The organism is Paenibacillus sp. UNC496MF (assembly GCF_900113915.1).
Lineage (GTDB): Bacteria > Bacillota > Bacilli > Paenibacillales > Paenibacillaceae > Paenibacillus_Z > Paenibacillus_Z artemisiicola.
Window position 1 is genome coordinate 584,903 of the sequence record NZ_FORE01000006.1, and the last position, 23,423, is coordinate 608,325.

Sequence of the window (23,423 nt, forward strand, 5' to 3'; positions counted from 1 at the left end):
CGACGGCCGATCCGATTTTTCTCTTTTTCACACTGATCGCTCCCTTTTTGGTATGTTGTACGCTGTTTTGCCGGGCGAACCCCCCACATTACATAAACATCTCCCCTTTCAATGGAGGACGGCCCGGGACCGGGAAAGGCGTCAGCCTTTCACCGATCCGACCAGCATCCCCTGGACGAAAAAGCGCTGCACGAACGGATAGATCATCAGCACCGGCAGCGTCGCGACGACGATCAGCGCGTACTTGAGCAGCTCGGCGAGCTGCTGGCGTTCCACCTGCTTCATCGCGTCCATGATGCCGGAGCTGTTGTTCTGGATGATGATGCTCCGCAGCACGAGCTGCAGCGGGAACAGGTTCGCCGACTTCAGGTAGATCAAAGCGTCGAAGTAGGCGTTCCATTGGCCGACCGCGTACATAAGCACGAGCACCGCGATGATCGGCTTCGACAGCGGGATGACGACGCTCCGCATGAAGCGCAGGTCGCTGCAGCCGTCGATCTCGCTCGCCTCGATCAGTTCCTCCGGAATGGACGACTGGAAGAACGACCGCGCGATGATGACCTGCCACACCCAGATGGCGTTCGGAATGAGCAAGGCCCAGCGGGTGTCGATCAGGTGCAGGCTCTTCACGACGAGGTACGTCGGGATGAGGCCGCCGCTGAAGATCATCGTGAAGGTGATGATCACCATGATCGGGCTGCGGCCGAAGAACGTCTTGCGGGACAGCGGATACGCCAGCATGACGGTCAGCGCCACGCTGATGAACGTGCCCGCCGCCGTGTAGAACAGCGAGTTGCCGTAGCCCTTCATGATCGCCGGCGTGTCGAACAAGGTCTTGAAGCCCTTGAACGAGATGTCCACCGGCCACAGCCATACTTTGCCGGAGGTGACGGCCGCCGGGCTGCTGATCGAGCTGCTGACGATATAGATGAGCGGGTAGATGACGGCGATCAGCACGAGCGTCAGGATCGTATAGATCGCGATCATGAGCGCCCGGTCGCCCGCGGATTCCCGGATTTTGCGGTTCACGGTTGTTGTTGTCATGCGTTTCAAGCTCCTTCTACCACAGACTGTTGTTCGTCAGCCGTTTGGCCAACCCGTTGACGAGGATGAGCAGCACGAAGTTGATGACCGAGTTGAACAGGCCGACCGCGGTCGCGAAGCTGTAGTTGGCGTTCAAAAGGCCGATGCTGTACACGTACGTCGAGATGATTTCCGAATTGACTTGGTTGAGCGGATTCTGCAGCAGGTAGACCTTCTCGAAGCCGATCGCCATGACGTTGCCCACGTTCAGGATCAGCACGATGACGATCGTCGGCAGGATGCCCGGCAGGTCGACGTGCCAGATCTTCTGGAACCGGGACGCGCCGTCCACCTTCGCCGCCTCGTACAGCGTCGGGTCGATGCCGGCCAGCGCCGCCAGGTAGATGACCGCGGAGTAGCCCGCCGTCTGCCAGATGTCCGACCAGACGTAGATGGAGCGGAAGAAGCCGGGCTCGCCGAGGAAGTTGACGGAATCGAGGCCCAGATGGTTCATCAGCACGTTGACGAAGCCGAGCCGCGGCGCCAGGAACAGCATGATGATCGAGACCATGACGACCGTGGAGATGAAATACGGCGCGAACGTGACGAGCTGCACGAACCGCTTGAATCGATTGCTGCGCACTTCGTTCAGCATCAGCGCGAGCAGAATCGGAATCGGAAAGCCCGCGAGCAGCAGGTAACCGCTTAGCATGACGGTGTTCTTGATGAGCGTCCAGAAGATCGGATTGTCGAAGAACAGGTTGAAGTTCTTCATGCCGACCCACGGGCTGCCCCAAATGCCCTTCGTGACGTTGTAGTCCTTGAACGCGAGCACCGCGTTCAGCATCGGGTAATATTTAAAGATCAGAAAGTACAACAGCGGCGGGGTCACGATCAGGTACAGCTGCCAGTGCTTGGCGAAGCTGCGGCCGGCCATGCGCGCCAGGCTCCGTTTTTTCCTCGTTGCGGGTACCGGCGTCCGCACCGGTTTCTCTACTGCGATTTCCACGTTCAAACCAATCCCTCCCAAGCGAATCCCACTGGTGCATGCAAGCGTTCGATCCCGGAAAGCGTCGTCGTCCGAACGACTTGACAGCGCTTTCCGCAAGACCGATCATAGCGTCCGCCGCCGCTATCGGGATAGGTACATTTGCGGTTTTGAACGTACAGTTGCCCCGTTTTCCGGGGGACAATCGGCCGTTTCGCGGCCATTTTCAGCGCTTTTCACGAAAAAGGGCCTCCGCCGCGTCCGTAAGCGGCGAAAACCCTTTCATCTTCCATTTGGCGGGCCGGCATAAAAAAATCCCGGCCGCCGAAGCGGACCGGGATGGGACTCATTTGGAACGGGCATGGAGATAATCGTCGTACCCTTTTTGCATGATCGCCAGGTACGCGGACAAGCCCATGTCGTCCAAGCCCCGGACGTAGGCGTCCCATTCGGCGTCCAAGTCCTGCGCGCCGGTGATGAACTGCAGCGTGTTCTGGTCGATGTAGTTCTTGAGGTTCGTCTCCAGCATGTTGGCCTGCTGCGCGGACGCGTCGTCGACCCAGACGTTCCAGGCCGGGAACAGGTTCTTCGGCTCCTTGCCGGCGTACAATTCCGTCGCCGCCTGCAAGCGGCGCTCGTAGCCGTCCGGCGCGTACATGTCCGTGCCCTGCACCCAGCTGTCGCGGTACGACTTCGGCATGTAGAAGTGGCCGGTGCCGACCCAGCCGGTGTTCGTCGGCGGGCTGCCCTCCGGCTTGACCACGCCGGCGAACAACGGCTTGACGCCCTTGCCGAGCGCCTGCTCGCCGGGCAGCGGCTTGCGCCAGCCGACGCCCTCCTCTCCGGATTCGGCGTGGATCTGGCCGTCCGGCGTGTGGATGTAGTCGATCATCCGGATCAGCGCGACCTGCGCTTCCGGCGTCGCCTTGTTCGTGATGACGAACTTCGCGCCCGGATTGATGCCCCCTTCGTCGTGCACGGCATAAGACGCGTGCGGGCCGGTCAGCGGGGGCACCGGCGCGTAGTCGCGGGAGCGGTTGCTGCCCGTCTCGCCGCCCACGAAAATTTCCGGGTGCATGGCCGCCCCGGCGCCGAGAATCTCGACGCCGTCGTTATCGCCGAGCTTCTTGTACGCCTCCGCGCTCTGCGTGAACGCGCCGGGATCGATCAAGCCTTCCTGATACAACGATTTGATATAGGCGAGCCCCTCGCGCCATTCCGGCTTGTTCGCGGCCGTGTCCACCTTGCCGTTCTTCAGCATCAGATAGTCGCGGTCGTCGTCGTAGACGAAGCCGTTCATGAGGAACGGCACGATGCGCACGCCGAAGTCCTCGGTCGAGCCGCTGAGCGGAATTTCGTCCGCGGCGCCGTTGCCGTTCGGGTCGTCCTTCTTGAACGCCTCGAGCACGCGCTTGAAGTCGGCCGTCGTCTTCGGCATGGACAAGCCCAGCTTGTCCAGCCACTTCCGGTTCAGCCACATCTTGTTCGGGTACGAGCAGTGGAAGCATTCGCTGTAGCTGACGAGCCCGTAGATATTCCCGTCGGGCGCCGTGTTCAGCTCCCGCAGCGCTTCGTTCCGCTCGAACGCGGCCTTGATGTGCGGGGCGTACTTGTCGATCAGGTCGTTCAGCGGCAGGAAAATGCCCTGCTTGCCGTAACGGAGCTCCTCCGCCTTGGAGAATTGATCGATGTACGCGGTCAAAATATACGTATCCGGATAATTGCCGCTTGCGAGCGAGATTTGGCGCTTCTCCTTGGCGCCTTCGTACGGGATGACGTCCCAGTCGAACTTGACGCCGTACGTTTGTTCCAAATACTTCGAGAACGCGTTCGTCTGCAGGTTCTGACCCGCATCCTGCTGCGCGAAGACGCGGATCGGAATCGCGCCCGATTCCGGCGTCTTCTCCTCCGGAGGCTGCTCGGGCGACGACGAACATGCGGCCAGCAGCAGGCCGATCGCGAGGAGGAGGATACCGAGGCGAAGCTTCATAAGCATGTCCGCTCCTTTCTTGCCTTTCCGGCGAATGGGATGGGGTACGGCTGGTGGGATCGAAATGGAATGAGTGCGGTCTTCGTCGCCGGATCGCCCGCGCTCGCGCGGGACGGTCTCGTCCGGTTCGGCCGGCGAATCGCGCTTCCGTCAGTCGAACGACTGCCGGTAGGCGCTCGGCGCCACGCCCATGACCCGCTTGAACGCGCGTCGGAACGAGTGCGAGCTGTTGTAGCCGACCTGCGAAGCGATCTCGTCCACGGTAAGCGCCTTGCCCCGCAGCAGCTCCGCGGCCCGGTCCATCCGCACCTTCTCCAGGTGGTCGGACAGGTTCGTGCCCGTCACTTCCTTGAACAGCTGCGAGATGTATTTCTCCGGCCGCTCCGCCTGCTCCGCGATCCGGTACAGCGTCAGCTCGGCGTCGGAATATTGCTCGGCGACGAATTGCTTGATCTGCTCGACCGTGCGGATGTGCAGATCGTTCTTCTTGCTCGTGATCATGCCGCACAGCGTCTCGATGATGCCGTTCAGCTCGCCGCGGATCGCCTCGATCGAGCCCGCCAGCTGGACCGCCAGGATCCGGTCCTTCGCGTCCTCGAACCGGTCGGATTCGGCGAACGCCTTCTGGTCGAGCAGCTTCAGCAGCGTGCCTTTCAGCTCCCCGATCAGCTGGTTCGCCATCTCCGGCGACAGCTCGCGGTCTTCCGTGTTTTGCTGCATGACCGACTGGACGATGCGCTTCGCTTCCTCTTCGTCGCCCGCGCGGATCGTGCTGATGAGGCGCAGCTCCATGTCGAGCGGATAATAATACGTGGTGCTCTCCTGGCGGATGTCCGCGTACCAGAGCATGCCCTTGCGCTGCGTGTAGTCGGCGTAGCCCATCGTCTCCTTCGCCTGCTCGTAGGAGCGGCTCACTTCCATGCCGGAGTCGAAGCGCTCGCCGAACGAGCCGGTCACCGTGATCTTGTACTCGCTGAACAGGTACGCCGCGAACGGGTCGAGCAGCGCCTGGACGGCCGTCCGGAACGCCTCCGCGTCCGCGTCGCCGCCTTCGGCCGGGAAGATCGCGACCACCCGGTCCGAGCCGAGGTCCGTCATCAGAATCCGGCCGTCGATGTCGCGCAGGCTTTGCTTCAAGAGGAGCCGCGCGGCGCTCAGCTCGTTCAGGATATCGACCGAATCAAGGCCCGCGTAACCGTGAATGTGCAGGATGCCGACGCTGCCGCGGCCGAGCGCGAGGCCCGTGTCCGCCTGCGCGGCGGCCGCCTCGATCTCCTCGCGCGTCTGGAATTCGCCCGCGAGCAGCCGCTTCAGGAACGCGTCGCGAATGAGCGGCTGCTGCCGGGTCAGCTCCTGCTCCAGCGTCCGGTTGCTCGTGATGATCGTCGCGATGTTGCCCTGCAGAAAGTCGTAGGCGTTGCGCCCGATCGGCTCGTCCTTGCCGAACTGCTCCCGCACGACGCCGAGCAGCCGGTTGATCGGCGCGCTGTTCCGGTGCGACAGCATCCAGCCCACGGCCAGGCCGATCAGGAGCGCCGCGCCCGTCACCGACCACGTGATGTACTTGATCGTGTTCGCGTTCTCCATCAGCGCCTTGCGCGGAATGCCCGCCCGGTACACCCAGCCGGTCGCGGCCGAGCGGATCGTGATCACGAGGTCGTCGCGGTAAAATTGGCTCTGCTTCGCCTTGTCGAACGCCCCGTCGGCATTAATGGCCTTAATCTCGCCTTCGTCGATGCCGGCCATGCTGATCGGATCGCCCTCGGCGTTGCTGACGTACGTCCAGCCGCCGCCGTAGCGGTCCTTCACCCCGGAGAGCAGGCTCGCGACCGTCTTCTGGTCGATGAGCACGACGACCGTCGCGGGCGCCTGCGACCCGAAGCTGTCCAGTGGAAGCGATTGCATATACGAGATGACGGAAGTTTGCGTGCCGTTCATGGTAAAGGGCTTCATCGGCAGGATCTCGCGGCTGTGCGTCCGGTCCAGCACCTGCTGCTGCCACTGCGCTTGATCCATGTCGTCGTAATGCCCGTACTCGTAGTAATGCTCCGGCCGGAAATACGCGGAACCCGGCGTCAGGACGACGTTTTCGTTGCGGAGGTAAATGTAGTAGTTCTTCAAAAAATCGTTGGTCTGGCTGAAGACCATGACCTCTTTCATGATTTTCCAAATCCCGTATACGTTGCCGTCGTCGATGTCCTTCTTTTGGTTCATCAGCACGTACAGGTCCTGATTGAGCGCGAGCTGCCGCGTGAAGCCCTCGACCTCGGCCATCCGGCGCTCCAGGATCTGCTTGCTGTTCTGAAGCTGGGTCACGCTGTTCTCGATGGAGACGGACTGCGTCACGGCGATCGAAGTGCGGTACGACATGTACCCGGCGAGGCTCGGAATGATCAGGATGACGATATACGATGTCAAGAAGCTGCGGAAAATCCTGGAGTGCCTGTTCACGCGTCGTCCCCCCACTAACCCGTATCTCCATACATTATATCGCCTCTCTCGCCGTATGCAATCCCGGGCGCAACAACCGCTTGGCGCCGAAGCCCCGCGGTTGTCCGTTTGCGGACGCCGTGCTTACGCGGGCTCCCCGGCCGCGAAGGATGCCCGGTCGAGCCGCAGGCTTCCGCCCGCCTCCAGCGCGAGCGGAATCGCCGTCCCGCCGAGACGGACCGTCGTCCGCAGCGGCGAGCAGGCCCGGACCGTCGCCTCGACGAGCTCGCCGTCCCGCCACGCCAGGTCGACCTCCGCGTTGCCGCGCGCCCGCAGCCCCGTCACCCGCCCCGTGCCCCACCGCGCCGGCAGCGCCGGCAGCAGGCGAAGCTCGCCGGCATGGCTCTGCAGCAGCATCTCCGCAATGGCCGACGTGCCCCCGAAGTTGCCGTCCGCGACGAAGATGTTCGTCTCCGCGCCCGCGATGCCCGCTTTGGAGTATGTCAGCAGGTTATCGAAACATAGCTCGCCGATCAAGTAGCCGAGCTGGTCGTACGCGCGGTCGCCGTCGTGCAGCCGCGCGAAGTTGGCCGCGAAGAGGGCGAGCGTGAACTCCACGTCCTCCAGCCCTTCGCCGCGCATCCGGGCGACGAGCGTCCGGCGCGCCGCCTCGCTCAGCTCGGGCGTGCCGGACGGCGTGATCTGCGCGCCCGGATACAGGCCGTACAGATGCGACAGGTGGCGGTGGTCCGGCTGCGCTTCGCCGTAATCGGCCAGCCATTCCCGCAGCCGGCCGTTCGCGCCGATCGCGAGCGGCGGGAGCAGGTCGGCCGCCGCGCGCAGCCGTTCCCGCAGCGCCTCGTCGGCGCCGAGCCGCTCGCCCGCTTCGAGGCAGAACGCGAACAGGTCGCGGACCAGCGACTGATCCATCGTCGGGCCCATCGAGAGCGCGTAGGCGCGCGATTCGTCCCCGGCGGCGTAGAAGCTGTTTTCCGGGGAGTTGGACGGCCCCGTCACGAGCCAGCCGCAGTCCGGGTGCACCGTCATGTAATCGAGGAAGAAGCGCGCCGCTTCCCGCAGCACCGGATACGCCGTCTCGCGCAGGAACCGTTCGTCCAGCCCGTACGCGTAATGCTCGCGCAGCTGGTTCGCGATCCACAGGCCGCCCGTGACGTTCAGCCCCCACGAATAATGCCAGCCGGGCGCGGTGAAGCCCCAGGCGTTCGAGAAGACGTGCGCGGTCCAGCCCTCGCAGCCGTAGTACGCGCGCGCCGTCTCCCGGCCCGCCTCGGCCAGGCGCTCGACGTAGCGCAGGAGCGGAAGGTGGCTCTCCGCCAGGTTGACCGCTTCGGTCGGGTAGTAATTCATCTCCGTGTTGACGTCCAAATGGTAATCGCAGCTCCACGCCATCCGGTTCGCTTCGCCGTCGTTCCAGATGCCCTGCAGGTGCATCGGGAGCGCCGAATCGGCCCGCGAGCCCGCGATCGTCAGGTAGCGCCCGTATTGGAAGAAGAGCGCGAACAGCTGCGGATCGTCGCCGCCTTCGCGGAGGCGCTTCATGCGCGCGTCCAGCGGCAGCGCCGACGCGCCGGAGTCGCCGAAGTCGGCGGCGACGCGCGCGTAGAGCGCGCGGTAGTCGGCGATATGCGCCGCGCGGATCGCCGCGTAGCCCTTCGCCGCGGCGCGCGCCGCGCGGTCCTCTGCCGCCCGCGCCCATCCGTCGCCGTCCTGGCGGTAATCCGTCTCGACGGCGAAGTAGACATGCGCCTCGTCGGCGCCGCGCACGACGATCGCGTCCCCGTCCGCGGCGACCGCGCCGCCCGTCGCGACCACCCGGACGGCGCCGCGCGCCCGCACGCCGCAGGCGCCGTCGCTGTGCATCGTCTCCGTCGCCCGGCTCTCGAACGCGAGCGCGCCGGCAGCCGGCGAGGCGACGGCGAAGCGATCCGTCCGGCCCTCCAGCCGGAGGGCGAACGACACGCCGCCCGCTTCGTCGCGCCACAGCCGCGCGGCGAGCACGCCGTCCGGATGCGAGGCGAGCAGCTCGCGGCGGATGCCGCCGGCCTCGCCGCCGGCGCGGTAGAGCGCCTCCTCGAGGCACAGCTCGCGGGCGAAGCCGGCGCCTTGCGCGGCGGCAGCGTCGCCGCCCGCCGTGCCGCCGACGGCGTCCGTTTGCGAGCCGCCCGCGCCGGCCGCGCCGCCCGCGGCATCCGCGCCGGCGCCGAAGCTCAGCCGCACGTCGCACAGCGGCAGGTTCGTGCCGAAGTTGCCCTTCTCGGCCTGCAGCAGCCGGCTCGCCATCTCCTCGCCGCCGGCATAATCGCCCGCGAAGAACCGCTCGCGCATCGCGTCGAGGTCCGCTCGGCCGCGCGAAGGGGTCGGCGACGGCTCGGATTGTCCCGACCAGTACGTGATCTCCGTCACGCACCACGTCTCGCGTTCATGTCCCCCGTGCGCCACCGCGCCGAGCCGGCCGTTGCCGAGCGGCAGTCCCTGCTTCCAGCCGTCCGCCGGCCCGTCGTACCGAAGCTTCATCCCGCTCATCTTGTCGCTCATCTTATTTCACCCGGTATTCGTCGAAATAGCGGGGGATGATGTCCGTGGACGCGCCCGGCCGTTCCGGCAGCACGTACAAGCCGTTCTTGACCGTCGCCGGCTCCTCGAAAATATGCCGGATCCACGGGATGTACTCCAGCATGAACGCGCCCGGCGTCGCCGCCACGAGATGCTGGTGAATCTGGCCCATGTCGCCGACGTGCGGACAGACCGGCACGTCGTACGCGGCGGCGAGGCCCGCGACCTGCAGCCACTCGGTCACGCCCGCGACGCGCGTCACGTCGACCTGGCAGTATTCCAGCGCGCCGTTGTGGATGTAATCGCGGAACGCGTACTTCGTGTATACGTGCTCGCCGAGCGCGATCGGCACGTTCAGCGCGTCGGCCAGCTTCTTGTGGCCCATGATGTCGTCCGGGTTGAGCGGCTCCTCGAGCCAGAACAGGTTGAACTCCTCCAGTCGCTTGCCCCACGTCATCGCCGTGTTCACGTTCCACTGCTGGTTGACGTCGATCATGAAGATCGGGTCCTCGCCGATCGCTTGGCGCACCGCCTTGACGCGGTCGTAGTCCTCGCGCGGATCCGGCTTGCCGACCTTGATCTTGACCCCGGCGAAGCCCTGCCCGACGATCGCCACGACGTCCTTCAGCAGGCGGTCCTTCGACCAGTTCAGCCAGCCGCCGTTCGTGTTGTACGCCTTGATGCCCTTGCTCTTATGGCCGCCGAGGTACTGCCAGAGCGGCTTGTTCGCGGCCTTCGCCATGATGTCCCAGAGCGCGATGTCCACGGCGGCGAGCGCCATGTGCGTCACGCCGGCGCGGCCGATCCAGTGCATTTTGCCGAAGCGCATCGCGTCCCACAGCTCCTTGACCATGAACGGATCCTTGCCGATCAGCTCCGGCGCGTAGTAGCGGTCGATCGTGTCGACGATCATCTCGTCGCCCTGCGCGCACGTGCCCGTGTAGCCGCAGCCCGTAATCCCTTCGTCGGTGTGGATCCGCACGCCGGACAGCCCCCAGTGGGTGGCAACGTTGATGGCGTCGGTAATCGGCGGCGTGATCGGCACGTGCAGCACGAACGTTTCGACTTTGGTAATGATCATGAAGGATTCTCCTTTTTCGCATGCGTGTAATGGGGGAATGATCCGGCCGTCCGCTCTCGCGGGAGAAAACTGGCCGTTAACGGTTAAGCGCGCGAATCGTCAATCGCCTTAAAGAAGCGCCGCCTTCGACGGGCAGCGCGACGCCGGTGACGAACGCCGAAAGGTGCTCGCGAGGAAAGCCGGTCGAAAGCGGGATCGTCGATGTCCTCGCGCGAGCCCGGGCGGATGACCGCGGCGTTGTCGCACAGCGCGTCGAGCCTGCCGTACGCCGCGACGACGGTCTCGATCCGCCGCTTGACGTCGTCCTCCCGCGAGACGTCCGCGCGCCGCGACGGCCCGCGGCCGGCCGTCAGCCGCCTCCGGCAGTTGCGCATTGATCCGCTCCGCCGCGCGCTCGCCGTCGGCTTCGTTCCAGTCCGCGACAGCGACGGACGCCCCTTCCTCGGAGAAGCGCATCGCGGCGGTCTCCCCGGTGCCGGAACCTCCGCCGGTCACGATCGCGATTTGGCCCGCGAACCGCATGGCCATCCCCTCCTTTCGCCGCGGGCCGTCCTCCACTAGCGCCGGGACGGCCCGCGGCGTGCTTTTTTTCCTTGTCCGATTATCGTATCATGGACGGTAGCGGCCGTATTTGCACGCCGATCCAAAAAGTTGACGATTCATCCGCTAGTCTGATCGTTCACCACCACTCATGCCATGCGCCGGAGGATCCTGCTTATGAAAACGTTGGCGGAGCTGACCCCCTTCGTCGGCGACTCCATGCCCTACCTCTACGACGGCAGCTCCAACGAAGGGCTGCGCGTCTGCAGCGTCTACGCGTTCCATCTCTTCACGGACGGACCGGGGGAGATGGAGATCGACAGCGTCCGCTATCCCATCGGCAATCGCACGCTCGTCTTCCTGCGTCCCGGCCAGCCGCACGCGTTCCATATCTCGCCGTCGCACCCGCTCGCCTCGCACAACCTGTACTGCGACCTGTGGGACGACCGCGCCCCGGTGTCGACGCATCGGACGTTCATCTACGCGCCCCAACCCTTCCGGCTGCCCGAGCAGTCGGCCTCGGAGCTTTGCGCGGAGCTGGACGGCTTGCCCGGCGTATTCTCGCTGCAGCCGCATCCGCAGCTGTACGACGCGTTCCTGCATATCGTGAAGCTGTACAACGAGCTGAACTTCTACCGCGCCGAAACGGTCAACAGCCTGCTGTACGCGTGGATGCTCAGCTGGCACAACGCCGTCCATGCGCGCCGCCCCCGGGATTACCGGATCGTCCGCCTGCTGGAGCAGCTGGAGACGAACCCCGAGCGCCGCGAAACGGTGGAGCAGTGGTGGACGCTCTGCGGCCTCAAGCGGACGTACTTCCACGAGCTGTTCCTGCGCGAAACGGGCATGACGCCGAAGGCGTACCAGCATCGGCTGTGGATGCGGCGCGCCCTGCGCCTGCTGCAGGAGAGCGACCTCAGCATCACGGCGATCGCCGAGCGGCTCGGCTATCCGTCGATTCACCCGTTCACCCGCCACTTCAGCGCCTACTACGGGGTCAGCCCGAAGCAGTACCGGCTCAACCCGCGCCGCGAACGCGCGGACGGCCCGGAAGTGCGTGGCGGGGAGCCGTGAAGGCCGGCGCGCGGGCGGCCCGGAGGCGCGAGGCAGAAAGCCGTGACGGTCGGCGCGGGCGGCCCGGAGGCGCGAGGCAGAAAGCCGTGACGGTCGGCGCGCGGAGGCCGGCGGCTGCGGGCGGAAAGCCGTGACGGCCGGCGCGCGGAGGTCGGCGGCCAACCCGTGGCCGCACCAATGCCCGCACCACGCCGGCCCTCACGGGCCGCACAGCTCCTCGCCGTACCGCTCCGCTCCGCCCGCACCGTATCGCTTCCGCCGCCCGCGCGGCCTCCCCGCTCCAAAACGCAAAAAAGGCCGTCCAAAGCCGCAGGCGGCCTTGAACAACCTTTTGCCTTTCAATCAAGCCGCGCCCGGCGGCTACGCCTTCTTCGGCAGCCACTTCTGGTACTGCCGCCGCAGCCGGTGCAGCTCGTCGCCGCCGCGCAGCGCCTCGTCCTCCCGCCGCTTGCCGACGGCGGCGACGAGCGCCTCGATCATCGCGACCGGCGCGACCATGGAGTGAAACTCCCACAGCTCGCCGCGGGCCGTGTACAGCATGACGTCCGCCTTCTCCGGCATGGCGCTCACGACGAGATCGGTCACGAGCAGCGTCCTGCAGCCCCGCTCCTTCGCGAAGTCGAACAGCACCGCCATCTCCGGCGATTCGGAGACGAAGCCGAAGACGACGATGACGTCCGCCGGCTTGACGTGCAGCAGCCGGTCGAACAGCTCGTGGCCGCCGCGGTCGAGCCGCCGGACCTGCACGCCGAACCGGGTCAGCCGGAAGTCCAGGAGCGCCGCCAGGCTCTCCGCCGACCCCGGCCCGTAGAGATGGACGCAGCCCGCGCGGCCGAGCAGGCCGACCGCTTCGTCGAACGCCGCCTGGTCCAGCCGGTCCGCCGTCTGCCGCAGGTAATCCGCCGTCGCCAGCACGTTCGCCCCGGCGCCGTGGCCGCCGCCGGCCTTGTCGAAGGCCGACTGCAGCTTCCGGGACGGCGACAGCAGCACCTCGTCCTTCACCCGCTGCTTGAACTCCTTCATGTTCCGGCAGCCGATCTCCGCCCAGAACCGCGACACGGTCGAGATGCTGACCTGGCACGCCTGCGCCAGATCATCCTCGACCATGAACGGAATGTCGTCCATGTGCTTGCTGATATAGTCGGCGAGCCGCTGATGGCCCCGCGTGAATTTTTTGTCCGCGAACAACGTCTCCACTCCCGCCTTCCCCTTCCGGTCCCCGTCCGCTTCGCGCGGGCCGGTCACACGACTTCCTTCTTGTTCTTCAGCAGCTTCTTCACCGTGTTCGCCGCCCGCACCTGCAGGTCGAGCGAAGGCGAGATGACGCGCTTGTACGCGCCCGCCCGGATGGCGGCCTTCAGCTCCGCCACGGTCTCGAACGTCCCGGCGAATTCATTATGCACGCAGCCGACCTGGAACAGCTGGTGCGCGTCGCTGCCCGCGACGACCGGCACGCCCAGCTCCTCGCCGAGCGTCAGGACTTTCGCGATGTTCTCCTGAATGCCGATCTCGTGGAGATCCTTGCCGTTCAGGTCGAACGCGTCGAACCGCCGCAGCAGGTCCCGGCCGATATGATGCAGCGGGTTGGAAGCGCGGAACGGATGGCCGCCGATGACCAGCATGCCCCGCGGCTCGCACAGCCCGAACAGCCGCCCGAGGCCGATGAAGCCGCCCGGCGCCGTATGCGGCTCCAGCGCTTCGCGGATTTCCAGCAGCTTGTCCTTAGGCCCGCTGACCAGAATATGGCCGCCTTCCGCGACGTCGACCTCCATGCCCGTGAAAATGCGGAAGCCCTCCACATCGTAATAGTGATCGTTGCACGGGTAAAGGCCGTCCAGCGTGCCGTACACGTCCGCGAACCGATGCGTGTTGAAATGCTCCGTCAGCGTGATCGCGTCCAGCCCCTGCGCCCGCGCCTCGCGGACCATGCTGTCGAAATGCTCGCGCTCGAAATTCGTTTTCTTGGACAGCTTAACGTGAATGTGAAAGTCGATCTTCATGGTGCGGTTCCTCCATCGGGTTCGGAATCGGCGCGACATGCGCGAGGCGCATGCCGGTCCGTTTGTCGTAGAAATTCAGATTGGACCTGCGCAGGTCCGCGTACAGCACGTCGCCGGGCTCGTACTCCGCGTCGCCCATGACGCGCGCCGTCAGGGACGCTTCGCCCGCGCGCAGCTGCACGAGCGTCTCCGCGCCGGACGGGAACGCCGCCTCCACCCGCGCGGCCACGCGGCCTTCGCCAGGCCGGCCGTGCAGCCGGACGTCCTCCGGCTTGATCGTCACGATCGCCTCCTGGCGGTCCTCGAGGCCGCTCTGCGCGAGCGGGATCGCCGCGACCGGCGTCCTCAGCCAGGCTTGGCCGCCTTCGCGGGCGATGACGCCGTCGAGCCGGTTCAGGCGCAGCCCGGCGCTGCCGAGGAAGTCCGCCACCTCCAGCGTGCGCGGATGCCGGTACAGCTCCCGCGGCTTGTCCGTCTGCACGATGCGCCCGCCGAAGAACACGGCGACCCGCGTCGACAGCGACAGCGCCTCCTGCTGGTCGTGCGTCACGTAGACAATCGTGGTGTTCAGCTCCTGATGAAGCCGCTTCAGCTCGGCGCGCATCTCCACGCGCAGCTTCGCGTCGAGGTTCGAGAGCGGCTCGTCGAGCAGCAGGATGTCCGGCCGCGTCACGATCGCGCGGGCGATCGCCACGCGCTGCTGCTGCCCGCCGGACAGCTCGCCCGGGTAGCGGTCCGCGAGCTCCGCGATGCGCATGTCGTCGAGCGCGGCCCGCACGCTCCGCTTGATCTCCGCCTTGCCGAGCTGGCGCACCTGCAGGCCGAACGCGACGTTGTCGGACACGGTCATGTGCGGCCACAGCGCATAGCTCTGGAACACCAGGCTGAGCCCCCGCTTCGACGGCTCCAGATGGAAGGCCGTCGCGCCGTTCGCGACCTCCCGGCCGCCGATCGCGATCGTTCCGGCATCCGCCCGCTGCAGGCCGGCGATGGTGCGCAGCAGCGTCGTTTTGCCGCAGCCGGACGGGCCGAGGAAGGTGATGAAATCGCCCGTCTCGATCGTCAGGTCGATGCCGCTCAGCACCTGCTTGCGCTGCAGGCGCACGTGGATGTCTGTCAATTCGATGGCCGCCATGTCACGAACCTCCTATTCCTTGCGTCAGATCCGCCTTGCCGAACTTGACCGCGATCGCGTAGACCGCGATGACGATCGCGATGATGATCATCAGGATGACGTTGGTCAGCTGCTCGTAGCCCTTCTCGGCATAGTAGAAGGTGAGCGTCGTCAGCGTCTCGGTTCGCGGCGTCACGAGCATGATGATCAGCTCCATCTCCTTCATCGCGCCGATGAACACGAGCAGGAACGTGGACACGAGGCTCTTGCGGGTCAAGGGCAGCAGGATGCGCCGGAACCGCATGAACCACGACGCCCCGCCGATCTGCGCGGCCTCCTCGAGCTCCGCCCCGATCTGCATCATCGCGGCGCCGCCCGCCTTGACGGTGAACGGCAGCTCCTTCACGACGGTAATGAGCACGAGCAGCGAGATCGTGCCGTACAGCGCCGGAATGAACAGCGTCGGCTTCGCGAACATCGAAATGTAGAGCGCCGCGAGCGAGATGCCCGGGATAAGATCCGGCAGGAACGACGCCTGGTCGACGGCCCGGCCGAGCCAGGTGTGCCGGCCGCGCGCCGCGACGTAGCCGAGGACGAGCCCCGCGACCGCCGCGATGACCGACGCGGCGCCGGCGATATAGAGCGAATTGCGAAGCGCCAGCAGGAAGATCGGGTTCCGCATGACGCCCTTCTCCCCGGTGTTGATGTCGGGGTCGGAGCCGCCCCACCAGTAATGCGCCGTGAGGTTGCCGAAGCCGTAGTGGCCCTCCTTCAGCATGAAGGACTGCGCGAGCAGCACGAGCAGCGGCACGACGGCGACCGCCGCCATGGCCAGTCCCGCCGCCGCCGCGGCCGGCTTCCGCCAGGCGCCGAGCGGCGTCAGCGTGCGCGCGGCGCCTTTCCCCGTCACCGTGACGTAGCTGCGCCGCCGCCCGACGGCCCGCTGATTGAGGTAGATCGCCAGCATCGAGATGAGCATCAGCGTCAGGCTGAGCACGTTGGCCTCGGTCGTCAGCCGCGAGCGCATGCTGGAGTAGAGCATGGTCGAGATCATGTAGAAATCGACGGGCGTGCCGAGCAGCGCCGGCACCCCATATGCGCCGATCGCCTTCGTGAAGATCAGGATGAACCCCGACAGGATCGACGGCAGCACGAGCGGCAGGACGATCCGCCGCAGCACGGTCAGCCGCCTCGCCCCCGCCACGCTCGCCGCCTCCTCGAGCTGGCCGTTCATCGCGTTCAGCGCGGCGCCGACGATCAGGAAGAAGAAGACGCTGTCGTGGAGGAACAGCGAGACGACGATGGGCACGAAGCCGTACGACAGCCAGTCCGGCGGCGAGACGTGCAGCAGCGACTGCAGAATGCCGGGCGTTCCGCCGATCCTGCCGTTCTTGAAGAACGTCAGCCACGCCTGCGACAGAATCCAGGCGGGCAGCAGGTACGGAATGACCGCGAGGAACGAAATCGTCCGCTTGAGCGGCATGTCCGTCCGCGTCACGAGCCAGGCGAGCCCGCAGCCGAGCGCCAGCGAGAGCGCGGAGACGGCCGCGCCGACCGCGAGCGAGTTCAGGATCGGCTTATAGAAGAGCGACGCGCTCATGTCGCTGGCCAGCACGCGGGTCCAATGGTACAGCGTGAAATGCCCCGGGTTCGCCGCCTCCGTCAGGCGGACGTCCTGCTGCCGCCAGACGAACGTCGTGCAGGCGATGCGCAGGACGGGCCAGACGACCGTATAGGCCAAAAAGAGAAGGGCGGCCGTCCCGATCGCGTGGACGGGATGCCGCAGCCAATCGAGCGCCCGGTTCAGCGGGCGCCCCCGGTAGCCGGCCGGCGCCGGTTTGTTCGCCAATGCTCTCTCCACCTCTGCCGGTTACTTTTTGCTCGTTATTTCTGCTCGTTATTTCTGCTCGTTGCTTCTGCTTGATGCTTCTGCCCGTTACTTCTGCTTGATCCAGAAATCGCGCACCTTCGGCGCGGCATTGTACAGCGCTTCGCCGTCGAACGCCCACAGGTTCAGCTGCTCGTACGGCATGTCGTTCTTCGTCTGCACGTCGGAGCGCGGCACCCACGAGCCGACCTCGTTGAACGGATCGAGCCCGGCGCCCTTGCCGTCCGTCTCGCCCATCATCCAGCGGAGGAACAGCTTCCCGGCCGCTTCGTGCGGCGCCTTGTTCGCCAGGAAGAAGTAGCCCGAATCCGGCACGGCCGTCTTCGGCTTGATGTCGTAGATCGGCTGGATCGTCCAGCCGTTCTCCTCGTTCTTCGAGACGTCGCCCGACACCGCGAGGCCGACCGCGCCGCTGTCCGCTTTGCCGATGGCGTCGAGGACGTCGTCGCTGCCCTTCAGGACGATCAGGCCGTTGTCGAACAGCTCCCGGATGTATTCGTAGCCGGCGTTCTCCGTGCCGTGCAGCTCGATGTCCTTGCCGAACTTCTCCTTGTACGCCGCCGCCATGTCGTCGCTGTTGTTGACCATCGTCGTGAACAGGTCCATGAACGCCGGCGAGCTGAGCGGATCCGCCGTGTAGACCTTGCCTTTGAATTGGGGCGTCGTCAGGTCCCACCAGTTGGTCACCGGCGCCTGCTTATAATGAGAGGCGTTATAGAAGATCGTCCGGAACTCCACGTAGTCGGCATAGCCTTCCGCCTGCGTGCGGTACGGCTCGTCGACCTTCGGCGCGATGTCCGACGGCAGATACTTGATGTAGCGGCCAGGCTTCACCATCTCCTCCTCGACCGCCCCGCTCACTTCCTTCGTGATGATGACGTCGGGATTGAATTGGCCGGCATCCTGCTCCTTCATGACCTTGTCCATCATTTCGTCGGACTTGACCTTGCTCACCTCGACCTTGACGCCCGGGTACTGCTTCATGAACGTCTCCGCGGCGTCGTTGGCGCGTCCGGACGTGGAATAGACGATGACCTTGCCCTCTTCCTTCGCTTTCGCGTACAGCGCGTCGGGCGAATCCTCCGCCGCGCCGGCGCTGCCGGAAGCCGCGTTGCCGCTTGCGCCGCCGTTCGCGGCCGCGCCATTGCCGCCGTTCCCGCCGGACGCTTGTCCGTTCGCGTTCGCGGACGTATCGGCGTTCGCGGCGTTGTTCGCGGCATGATTCGCGTCGTCGGCGCCGCCGTTCTGGCCGCAGGCCGTCAGCAGCAAGGCGGCGGATGCGAAGACGAGCGCGGCTTGCGCGGGCTTGCGGGGATGGGGCCGATTGAACCGTTTCATGATATCCTCCTAGGCGATGGGCCGTCGCGCGGCCGCATCTCGTATGGTTGTCTTCTCTCCCTGAACTATAGGCCCGTATTGTCAGCGACATGTTACCGTCACATGGATATTCGGTAAAAAACTATTTATATATGATAAATGGTAATTTTAATTTATTTTTGTCGGCCCGCCCGCGTTCACGCTGCGTACACAAATGGCTGGTATCGTAGAGGAGGCCATGCCCCGCGCAAAAAAAGGACATCCCGAGGGGATGTCCCGTCATACACTGGTAGCGGCCGCGCCTCGCGCCCGGCCGCCGGCCCGCGCCGTCAAGCGGCCATGCCGCGGCACGCCTTCGCGCAGGCGAAGCACGCCTCGGCGCAGAGGCGGCAGTGCTCGCTCGCGTGCATCAGGCACGTCTCGCCGCACGCCTCGCAAGCGTCGGCGCACAGCCGGCAGAGCGCCCGCGCGTACGGGCTGCCGCGGTCCAGCGCCTGCGCCGCGAAGGCGCACAGATCGGCGCATTCGCGGTTATGGCGGATGCAGTCCGCCATCATCGGCGCCTCCTCCTCGCGCAGACAGGCGTCGAAGCAGTGGTTGCACGCCTGCATGCAGGCCAGGCATTGCGCGATGCAAAGCTCGATTTGTTCCCGTGACATGTGGCGGAAGCCCTCCTTCGGCGGTTCGTTTTCATTGCTTTATTACCCCGCCGGAGCCGATTGAAGCGGCTGAACTCCGTCCGGTTTGCAAGAATTCCACCTTTCAAGGAGGACATGGCATGCTGCTGGTCGATCTGATCTTTTTCGCGCTGGAGCTGTGCGCCCTCGCGGCGTTCTGTTACTGGGGCTTCCATCTGAAGGGCGCCGAGACGTGGGTGCGGACCCTGGCGGGCATCGGGTCTCCGGTGCTGGTCGCCGTCTTCTGGGGCACGTTCGTCGCGCCGAAGGCGCGCGCCCCCGTCCGGCCGCTCGTCCGCTTCGCGCTGCAGCTGCTCGTCTTCGCCGCCGCCGCCGCCGCGCTGCACGGGTCGGGGCAGCGGAAGCTCGCGACGCTGTTCCTGCTCGTCGCGATCGTCGAGGTCGTGCTCTCGCATAAACTCAAAAAAGGATAGCGAACCGAAACGGCTGCATTCGCGGTCGTTTTTTGTTGTTCCCTATATTAAGACCCCCACGGAACCGTCGGACCCCGATGTGGAATAATTCCCCTCGGTTGCGGAACGCTAAAGCTTGCCAATATCCTCCGCGAGGGACGTAACCGTTATGGATAACTACCGGAATCTCGAAAATAAATTCCGCCGCTACAAGGCGCATGTCAGCATCGCCGGCACGACCCAGATCCACCTGCGGAACCCGTACATTATCGCCTGGTGGTCGGCGGCTTTCCCCGGCTTCGGCCACCTGATCTTGAGCAAATATTTGCGCGGCCTGGTGCTGTTCATGTGGGAGGTCGTGGTCAATTACAACGCCAAAATCAACCTGGCCATGGTTCAATCCTTTTGCGGCGACATCGAACTGGCGAAGCAGACCCTGGAACCCCGATGGATGTTAATGTATATTCCGGTTTACCTATTCGGCATCTGGGACAGTTACCGCACCTGCATGGATATGAACAAAGTGTCGTTGCTCGCCGAACGGGAAGACGCCCCCGTCAATACGTTCACGATCGGAGCGCTTGAAATCAATTACTTGGACAAGCGTACGCCGTTCATGTCGGTGCTGTGGTCGCTGTTTATGCCCGGGCTCGGGCAGCTGCATATCCACCGCTTGCTGACCGCCTTTTTTTCGCTGGTGTGGACCATTATTTTCTTATACATGTCGAAGACGCTCGTCGCCGTCCATTTTCTCTTCCTCGGAGAGATTCAAACCGCTACGGCCGCGCTCGATAAACAATGGCTGCTCTACATGCCGTCCATGTGGGGGTTTGCCGTGTACGATTCGTATATCAACACCGTGGAGAACAATAAACTGTTCGAATGGGAGCAGCAATCGTTTCTCAAAAAAAAGTTTCAATCGCCGGGCTTTAAGATCAAGAAAGGAAACGTGGTGAATTAATCGACATGCTGCAAATTTTCTCGACCTTCGAGCATTCGGCAAGCTTGGAACTCGCGATCAGCTCGTTGGAGAAAAACGGCGTGAACAAGGAACGGATTTTCGCGGTGCCGTTGACGAATCGCAAAGCGGAAAGACGATTGTTCGACAGCACGCACAACGAAGACGGCATTTCCCTGCTCAGTACCGGGGCCGCGTTAGGGACCGCCTTCGCCGTGGTCGGAGCGAGCGTGGGCTTCCGGCTGGCGTGGGGCCCCATCTACTGGGGATTGATCGGGACCGCGGGCGGGTTCCTGTTAGGGTTTCTGATCGACTGGTTTTACTACAAAGTCATCAAGAAAAGACAGCATCTGCTGCGGGGGAAAAACTCGGAGGTCATCCTGATCGTGGAGTGCCAGGAAGATCAAGGCGATCTGGTGGAGCATATCCTGTGGCACCATTTTGCTTTCGGATTGGCAAGGATTCAATCCTAGCATGAACGCGCCGCTCCCGCTATCCCCCTCACCCTAGCGTGCCTAGACGTAGGCTGCCTTCCCGCTAACATACAAAAAAAGGACACCTCGACCGCGTCGAGATGTCCCGCCTCCATAGCGCGCATATCCGCATTCAAGCTCGCGCGGATCCTGCCGTGCACGCCGTCCGTTGCCGCCCCCGGCGCTTAATGCGCGTGACCGTGAGCGGTCTCGGCAACGCGGGCATGATGATGGTCGTGCGCCGGCTCCGAGCCGTCGCACAGCATCGTCTTGGCGTGCGGATGCCCGTCGTCCTCCATCTGCACCGTGCAGTGGCCGATGCCGAGATGCAGCAGCCGGTGCTCGATTTCCCGCAGCATCGCCTGGCTGCCGCCGATCGTGGCCGTGCCGTCCAGCGTGACGTGGCAGCAGAGCGCGTTTTTGCCGCTCGTGATGCTCCACACGTGCAGGTCGTGCACGCCGCGGACGCCCTCCACGCCTTGAATCGCCTCCGCCACCTTCTTCAGATCGACGTCCTTGGGCGTCGCCTCCATAAGGATGCGGATCGTGTCGCGGACGAGGCCGATCGCGCCGTAGGCGATCAGGAACGCGATCAGGACGCTCAGGATCGGGTCGACGACGTACCAGCCCGTAAAGTGAATGACGATTCCGCCCACGATGACCCCCGCCGAAGCCGCCGCGTCGCCGAGCATGTGAAGCACCGCGCTCTTGACGTTGACGTTGTCCTCCTTGCTGAGGCCGAGCCCGAGGTACAGGTTCATGACGAGCCCGACGCCCGCGCCGATGAACATCCACGTGCTGCCGACTTCCTGCGGGGACTGAAACCGTTGGATCGCCTCCCACAGGATGACGAACGCGATCAGGATGAGCGAGACCGCGTTGATGAACGCCGCGAGAATGCCGGAGCGGTGGTAGCCGAACGTGTAGCCCTCGGACGGCGCCTTGAGCGACTGCTTCATCGCGTACCAGGACAGGCCGATCGCCGCGATGTCGGTCAGGACGTGGCCGGCGTCCGACAGCAGCGCCAGGCTGTGCGAGATCAAGCCCCCGACGACCTCCACCGCGAGGATGATGAAGCTGAGGAAGAACGCCTGTTTCATTTTGCCGATCGGCGCATGCGAATGAAAGACGTCGCCGTGGCCGTGGCTATGGCCGTGCCCGTGGGCATGGTGATGACTGTGGCTCATCTGCGGATTCTCCTTTAGGCTTGATGCGACGCGTGGGCGAGCCCGGTCTCGAACAGCGTCAGCACGTGCTCGTCGTCGATGCTGTAATAGACTTGGCGGCCGACCTTGCGCCGCTTGATGAGCGCGAGGTTCTTCAGATAGCGCAGCTGGTGCGAGATCGAGGACTGCGTCATCTCCAGCACGGCGGCCAGGTCGCAGACGCACATCTCCGCGTGGATCAGCGTGTGCACGATGCGCAGCCGCGTCGGATCGCTCAGCGCCTGATAGAAATTCGCCATCCGCTGCACCATGTCGTGGCCCAGCTGGATTTTGGCCGCTTCCGCGACCACGTCGTCGTGAATGATCGTGACGTCGCAGCACTCCTTATCCTTCGCTTCCGCCGTGATCAGGTCTTCCATCGCCGTCACCCCGAATCGTAATCATTATGATTAATATATGAGCAAGTATTCATATATTGAGTGTAGCATAAGGAAGGCCCGGCATTCAAGCATTTGCCATTTCGCCGGCCGCTATTCCGTCCCGTCCATCCGTCCCGCGGCGCGAACGATACGTACATGAACGCGCGCTTGAAATCGTACCGCGAATCCGCGAAACGGTACCGGCGAGAAGCCGGGCCGCCTGTGGCCAGGCCTGCGCGGGCCTGAGGCCGGGCTTCTCTCCGCGGTAGAATTGTCGCCGCTGTCCGCCCCGGATAACGGGCCGCGGGGGCCCGGCCGGCGGCCGCTTAAAGGGTTAGGGACAGCTTCCGGATCAGCTCGGCCTGCGTATACGGCCGCTTCCGTCCCCAGCGCTTCACGCGGACGAGGTACGGGCTGGCCGGGTTTTTCCGGTGATGGAAGCCGGGCACGCGCATGACGCGGGCGAGGTCCGTGATTTTGGGATCGGAGTTGAACTTGCGGGCGAGCGCCCGCTGGATGGCCACGAACCGGCCGAGCTTCCCTCCGCGGATGGCCCAGTACACGTGGAAGCCGTTCTTCGTCTCGACGATCATCGCGCCGCGGATGCGCTCCCGGTGCTTGGCGAGAAAGCGCCGTTTCAGCTGGCGCACGCGCCGTTTGCCCCGCAGGGCGACCAGCACGTAGCGCTCCTGCGACGTGCGCGTCACGGTCACCGATTCGATCTGCTCCGCGGGATCGGCCTGCAGCTCCTGCATGCGGCGCTCCGCTTCCTCGCCCGTCCGGTACGTCTCGACGAGCTTGTTAAGGTCGACGTCGATGAAATGGGCGCGGACCCCTTGGAAGTCGCCGCGGTCCCGTTCCCGGTAATTGACGGTCATGAACACCGCGTAGCCTTCCTTGTTCATTTGCAGCAGCGGCACGCGGCGCTTCGCGCGGGTATACAGCGTGACCTGCGACAGCCGGCGCTCCAGCCGCATCATCGGCTTGTGCAGCGTCATCGCCCGCGCCTTGCTCTGCGAGGTGGGCGCGGGCTTGCGCGACATCGTATCGTGGACGAGCGTGAAATGCAGGGTTTGGTTTCGTTTGCACCCGAGCTTCTTGATATACTGCCGGAATTGGCGGGAACGCAGCCGCATGCGGGCGGCATGCAGGCTCAAGCGCTGCTCCACGGTATCACATCCCTCTGTGTAGGCTGACGTCACGCGTCGATTGTGGCTTACCCAATCTTATTCCGCGGGGCCGCCGCGCGTGTGGTCGCCCGTACCGGTCGCGCGGCCGGAACGGTTGCCCGCCAAGCC

20 protein-coding genes and 1 pseudogene are annotated in these 23,423 nt (G+C 64.7%); 4 read left to right on the plus strand and 17 right to left on the minus strand.

Going from position 1 to position 23,423, the window contains the following annotated elements; translation table 11 throughout:
* Positions 1 to 141 precede the first annotated feature (141 nt).
* From BMZ79_RS11165 to BMZ79_RS35585, 8 genes and pseudogenes are all read right to left on the minus strand, one after another.
* Positions 142 to 1,044, minus strand: coding sequence for a carbohydrate ABC transporter permease (locus BMZ79_RS11165; RefSeq protein WP_090639774.1), 903 nt, complete (start codon positions 1,042 to 1,044; stop codon positions 142 to 144).
* A 16-nt stretch (positions 1,045 to 1,060) separates the two neighbouring features.
* The gene (locus BMZ79_RS11170; RefSeq protein WP_090639776.1) at positions 1,061 to 1,960 is read right to left on the minus strand and encodes an ABC transporter permease; all 900 of its coding nucleotides are present in this window, start codon (positions 1,958 to 1,960) and stop codon (positions 1,061 to 1,063) included.
* A 397-nt stretch (positions 1,961 to 2,357) separates the two neighbouring features.
* A complete protein-coding gene (locus BMZ79_RS11175) occupies positions 2,358 to 4,001 on the minus strand; it encodes an extracellular solute-binding protein (protein WP_090639779.1) in 1,644 nt (547 codons plus the stop codon).
* Between the two features lie 150 nt (positions 4,002 to 4,151).
* Positions 4,152 to 6,452 (minus strand): helix-turn-helix domain-containing protein, encoded by a 2,301-nt coding sequence (locus BMZ79_RS11180; protein ID WP_090639780.1) that lies wholly within the window; start codon positions 6,450 to 6,452, stop codon positions 4,152 to 4,154.
* Positions 6,453 to 6,575: 123 nt separating this feature from the next.
* Complete coding sequence (locus tag BMZ79_RS11185) at positions 6,576 to 8,987, minus strand: glycoside hydrolase family 95 protein (protein WP_256252662.1); 2,412 nt, start codon at positions 8,985 to 8,987, stop codon at positions 6,576 to 6,578.
* A 1-nt stretch (position 8,988) separates the two neighbouring features.
* Complete coding sequence (locus BMZ79_RS11190) at positions 8,989 to 10,086, minus strand: mandelate racemase/muconate lactonizing enzyme family protein (protein WP_090639782.1); 1,098 nt, start codon at positions 10,084 to 10,086, stop codon at positions 8,989 to 8,991.
* Positions 10,087 to 10,169: 83 nt separating this feature from the next.
* Positions 10,170 to 10,460, minus strand: a complete 291-nt coding sequence (locus tag BMZ79_RS11195) for an SDR family NAD(P)-dependent oxidoreductase (protein ID WP_143088930.1) — start codon at positions 10,458 to 10,460, stop codon at positions 10,170 to 10,172.
* Between the two features lie 46 nt (positions 10,461 to 10,506).
* Positions 10,507 to 10,614: pseudogene (locus BMZ79_RS35585) on the minus strand (short-chain dehydrogenase); the annotation flags it as partial.
* 189 nt (positions 10,615 to 10,803) lie between these two features.
* On the opposite strand from BMZ79_RS35585, the gene BMZ79_RS11200 reads away from it, so the two are divergent.
* A complete protein-coding gene (locus tag BMZ79_RS11200; protein ID WP_090639840.1) occupies positions 10,804 to 11,700 on the plus strand; it encodes a helix-turn-helix transcriptional regulator in 897 nt (298 codons plus the stop codon).
* 360 nt (positions 11,701 to 12,060) lie between these two features.
* On the opposite strand, the gene BMZ79_RS11205 is transcribed toward BMZ79_RS11200, so the two are convergent.
* From BMZ79_RS11205 to BMZ79_RS11230, 6 genes are all read right to left on the minus strand, one after another.
* The gene (locus BMZ79_RS11205; RefSeq protein ID WP_256252663.1) at positions 12,061 to 12,945 is read right to left on the minus strand and encodes a MurR/RpiR family transcriptional regulator; all 885 of its coding nucleotides are present in this window, start codon (positions 12,943 to 12,945) and stop codon (positions 12,061 to 12,063) included.
* Positions 12,942 to 13,700 carry a PHP domain-containing protein gene (locus BMZ79_RS11210; protein ID WP_090639842.1) on the minus strand — a complete coding sequence of 253 codons (759 nt, stop codon included), beginning with the start codon at positions 13,698 to 13,700 and terminating at the stop codon, positions 12,942 to 12,944. The genes BMZ79_RS11205 and BMZ79_RS11210 overlap by 4 nt, the downstream gene beginning before the upstream one ends.
* Positions 13,672 to 14,835 carry an ABC transporter ATP-binding protein gene (locus BMZ79_RS11215; RefSeq protein ID WP_090639844.1) on the minus strand — a complete coding sequence of 388 codons (1,164 nt, stop codon included), beginning with the start codon at positions 14,833 to 14,835 and terminating at the stop codon, positions 13,672 to 13,674. The genes BMZ79_RS11210 and BMZ79_RS11215 overlap by 29 nt, the downstream gene beginning before the upstream one ends.
* A 1-nt stretch (position 14,836) precedes the next feature.
* Entirely contained in the window at positions 14,837 to 16,663 is a 1,827-nt protein-coding gene (locus BMZ79_RS11220; protein WP_090639847.1) for an ABC transporter permease, read from the minus strand.
* A gap of 87 nt (positions 16,664 to 16,750) precedes the next feature.
* On the minus strand, positions 16,751 to 18,040 hold the full coding sequence (locus tag BMZ79_RS11225) for an ABC transporter substrate-binding protein (protein WP_090639849.1): 1,290 nt from the start codon (positions 18,038 to 18,040) through the stop codon (positions 16,751 to 16,753).
* Between the two features lie 308 nt (positions 18,041 to 18,348).
* Positions 18,349 to 18,678 carry a four-helix bundle copper-binding protein gene (locus BMZ79_RS11230; RefSeq protein WP_090639850.1) on the minus strand — a complete coding sequence of 110 codons (330 nt, stop codon included), beginning with the start codon at positions 18,676 to 18,678 and terminating at the stop codon, positions 18,349 to 18,351.
* 119 nt (positions 18,679 to 18,797) lie between these two features.
* Between BMZ79_RS11230 and BMZ79_RS11235 the strand changes: the two genes are divergently transcribed.
* The 3 genes from BMZ79_RS11235 (at position 18,798) to BMZ79_RS11245 (ending at position 20,540) form a co-directional block, all read left to right on the plus strand.
* Positions 18,798 to 19,130, plus strand: coding sequence for a YrdB family protein (locus BMZ79_RS11235; RefSeq protein WP_090639853.1), 333 nt, complete (start codon positions 18,798 to 18,800; stop codon positions 19,128 to 19,130).
* Between the two features lie 148 nt (positions 19,131 to 19,278).
* On the plus strand, positions 19,279 to 20,070 hold the full coding sequence (locus BMZ79_RS11240) for a hypothetical protein (RefSeq protein WP_090639855.1): 792 nt from the start codon (positions 19,279 to 19,281) through the stop codon (positions 20,068 to 20,070).
* Between the two features lie 5 nt (positions 20,071 to 20,075).
* Positions 20,076 to 20,540, plus strand: a complete 465-nt coding sequence (locus tag BMZ79_RS11245; protein WP_090639858.1) for a hypothetical protein — start codon at positions 20,076 to 20,078, stop codon at positions 20,538 to 20,540.
* A gap of 185 nt (positions 20,541 to 20,725) precedes the next feature.
* Here the strand turns inward: BMZ79_RS11245 and BMZ79_RS11250 are convergent, their stop codons facing one another.
* The 3 genes from BMZ79_RS11250 to BMZ79_RS11260 form a co-directional block, all read right to left on the minus strand.
* Positions 20,726 to 21,727, minus strand: coding sequence for a cation diffusion facilitator family transporter (locus BMZ79_RS11250; RefSeq protein WP_143088931.1), 1,002 nt, complete (start codon positions 21,725 to 21,727; stop codon positions 20,726 to 20,728).
* A gap of 14 nt (positions 21,728 to 21,741) precedes the next feature.
* The gene (locus tag BMZ79_RS11255; RefSeq protein ID WP_090639861.1) at positions 21,742 to 22,125 is read right to left on the minus strand and encodes an ArsR/SmtB family transcription factor; all 384 of its coding nucleotides are present in this window, start codon (positions 22,123 to 22,125) and stop codon (positions 21,742 to 21,744) included.
* 326 nt (positions 22,126 to 22,451) lie between these two features.
* Entirely contained in the window at positions 22,452 to 23,294 is an 843-nt protein-coding gene (locus BMZ79_RS11260; RefSeq protein WP_090639863.1) for a DNA-primase RepB domain-containing protein, read from the minus strand.
* Between the last annotated feature and the right edge of the window lie 129 nt (positions 23,295 to 23,423).

Excerpts from the sequence above, each read along its gene's own strand:
- BMZ79_RS11230 (WP_090639850.1), bottom strand. The coding sequence starts at position 18,678 with ATGTCACGGGAACAAATCGAGCTTTGCATCGCGCAATGCCTGGCCTGC.
- BMZ79_RS11245 (WP_090639858.1), top strand. The coding sequence starts at position 20,076 with ATGCTGCAAATTTTCTCGACCTTCGAGCATTCGGCAAGCTTGGAACTC.
- BMZ79_RS11175 (WP_090639779.1), bottom strand. The coding sequence starts at position 4,001 with ATGAAGCTTCGCCTCGGTATCCTCCTCCTCGCGATCGGCCTGCTGCTG.
- BMZ79_RS11240 (WP_090639855.1), top strand. The coding sequence starts at position 19,279 with ATGGATAACTACCGGAATCTCGAAAATAAATTCCGCCGCTACAAGGCG.
- BMZ79_RS11250 (WP_143088931.1), bottom strand. The coding sequence starts at position 21,727 with ATGAGCCACAGTCATCACCATGCCCACGGGCACGGCCATAGCCACGGC.
- BMZ79_RS11170 (WP_090639776.1), bottom strand. The coding sequence starts at position 1,960 with ATGGCCGGCCGCAGCTTCGCCAAGCACTGGCAGCTGTACCTGATCGTG.
- BMZ79_RS11200 (WP_090639840.1), top strand. The coding sequence starts at position 10,804 with ATGAAAACGTTGGCGGAGCTGACCCCCTTCGTCGGCGACTCCATGCCC.
- BMZ79_RS11190 (WP_090639782.1), bottom strand. The coding sequence starts at position 10,086 with ATGATCATTACCAAAGTCGAAACGTTCGTGCTGCACGTGCCGATCACG.
- BMZ79_RS11215 (WP_090639844.1), bottom strand. The coding sequence starts at position 14,835 with ATGGCGGCCATCGAATTGACAGACATCCACGTGCGCCTGCAGCGCAAG.
- BMZ79_RS11210 (WP_090639842.1), bottom strand. The coding sequence starts at position 13,700 with ATGAAGATCGACTTTCACATTCACGTTAAGCTGTCCAAGAAAACGAAT.
- BMZ79_RS11165 (WP_090639774.1), bottom strand. The coding sequence starts at position 1,044 with ATGACAACAACAACCGTGAACCGCAAAATCCGGGAATCCGCGGGCGAC.
- BMZ79_RS11185 (WP_256252662.1), bottom strand. The coding sequence starts at position 8,987 with ATGAGCGACAAGATGAGCGGGATGAAGCTTCGGTACGACGGGCCGGCG.
- BMZ79_RS11225 (WP_090639849.1), bottom strand. The coding sequence starts at position 18,040 with ATGAAACGGTTCAATCGGCCCCATCCCCGCAAGCCCGCGCAAGCCGCG.
- BMZ79_RS11235 (WP_090639853.1), top strand. The coding sequence starts at position 18,798 with ATGCTGCTGGTCGATCTGATCTTTTTCGCGCTGGAGCTGTGCGCCCTC.
- BMZ79_RS11195 (WP_143088930.1), bottom strand. The coding sequence starts at position 10,460 with ATGCGCAACTGCCGGAGGCGGCTGACGGCCGGCCGCGGGCCGTCGCGG.
- BMZ79_RS11255 (WP_090639861.1), bottom strand. The coding sequence starts at position 22,125 with ATGGAAGACCTGATCACGGCGGAAGCGAAGGATAAGGAGTGCTGCGAC.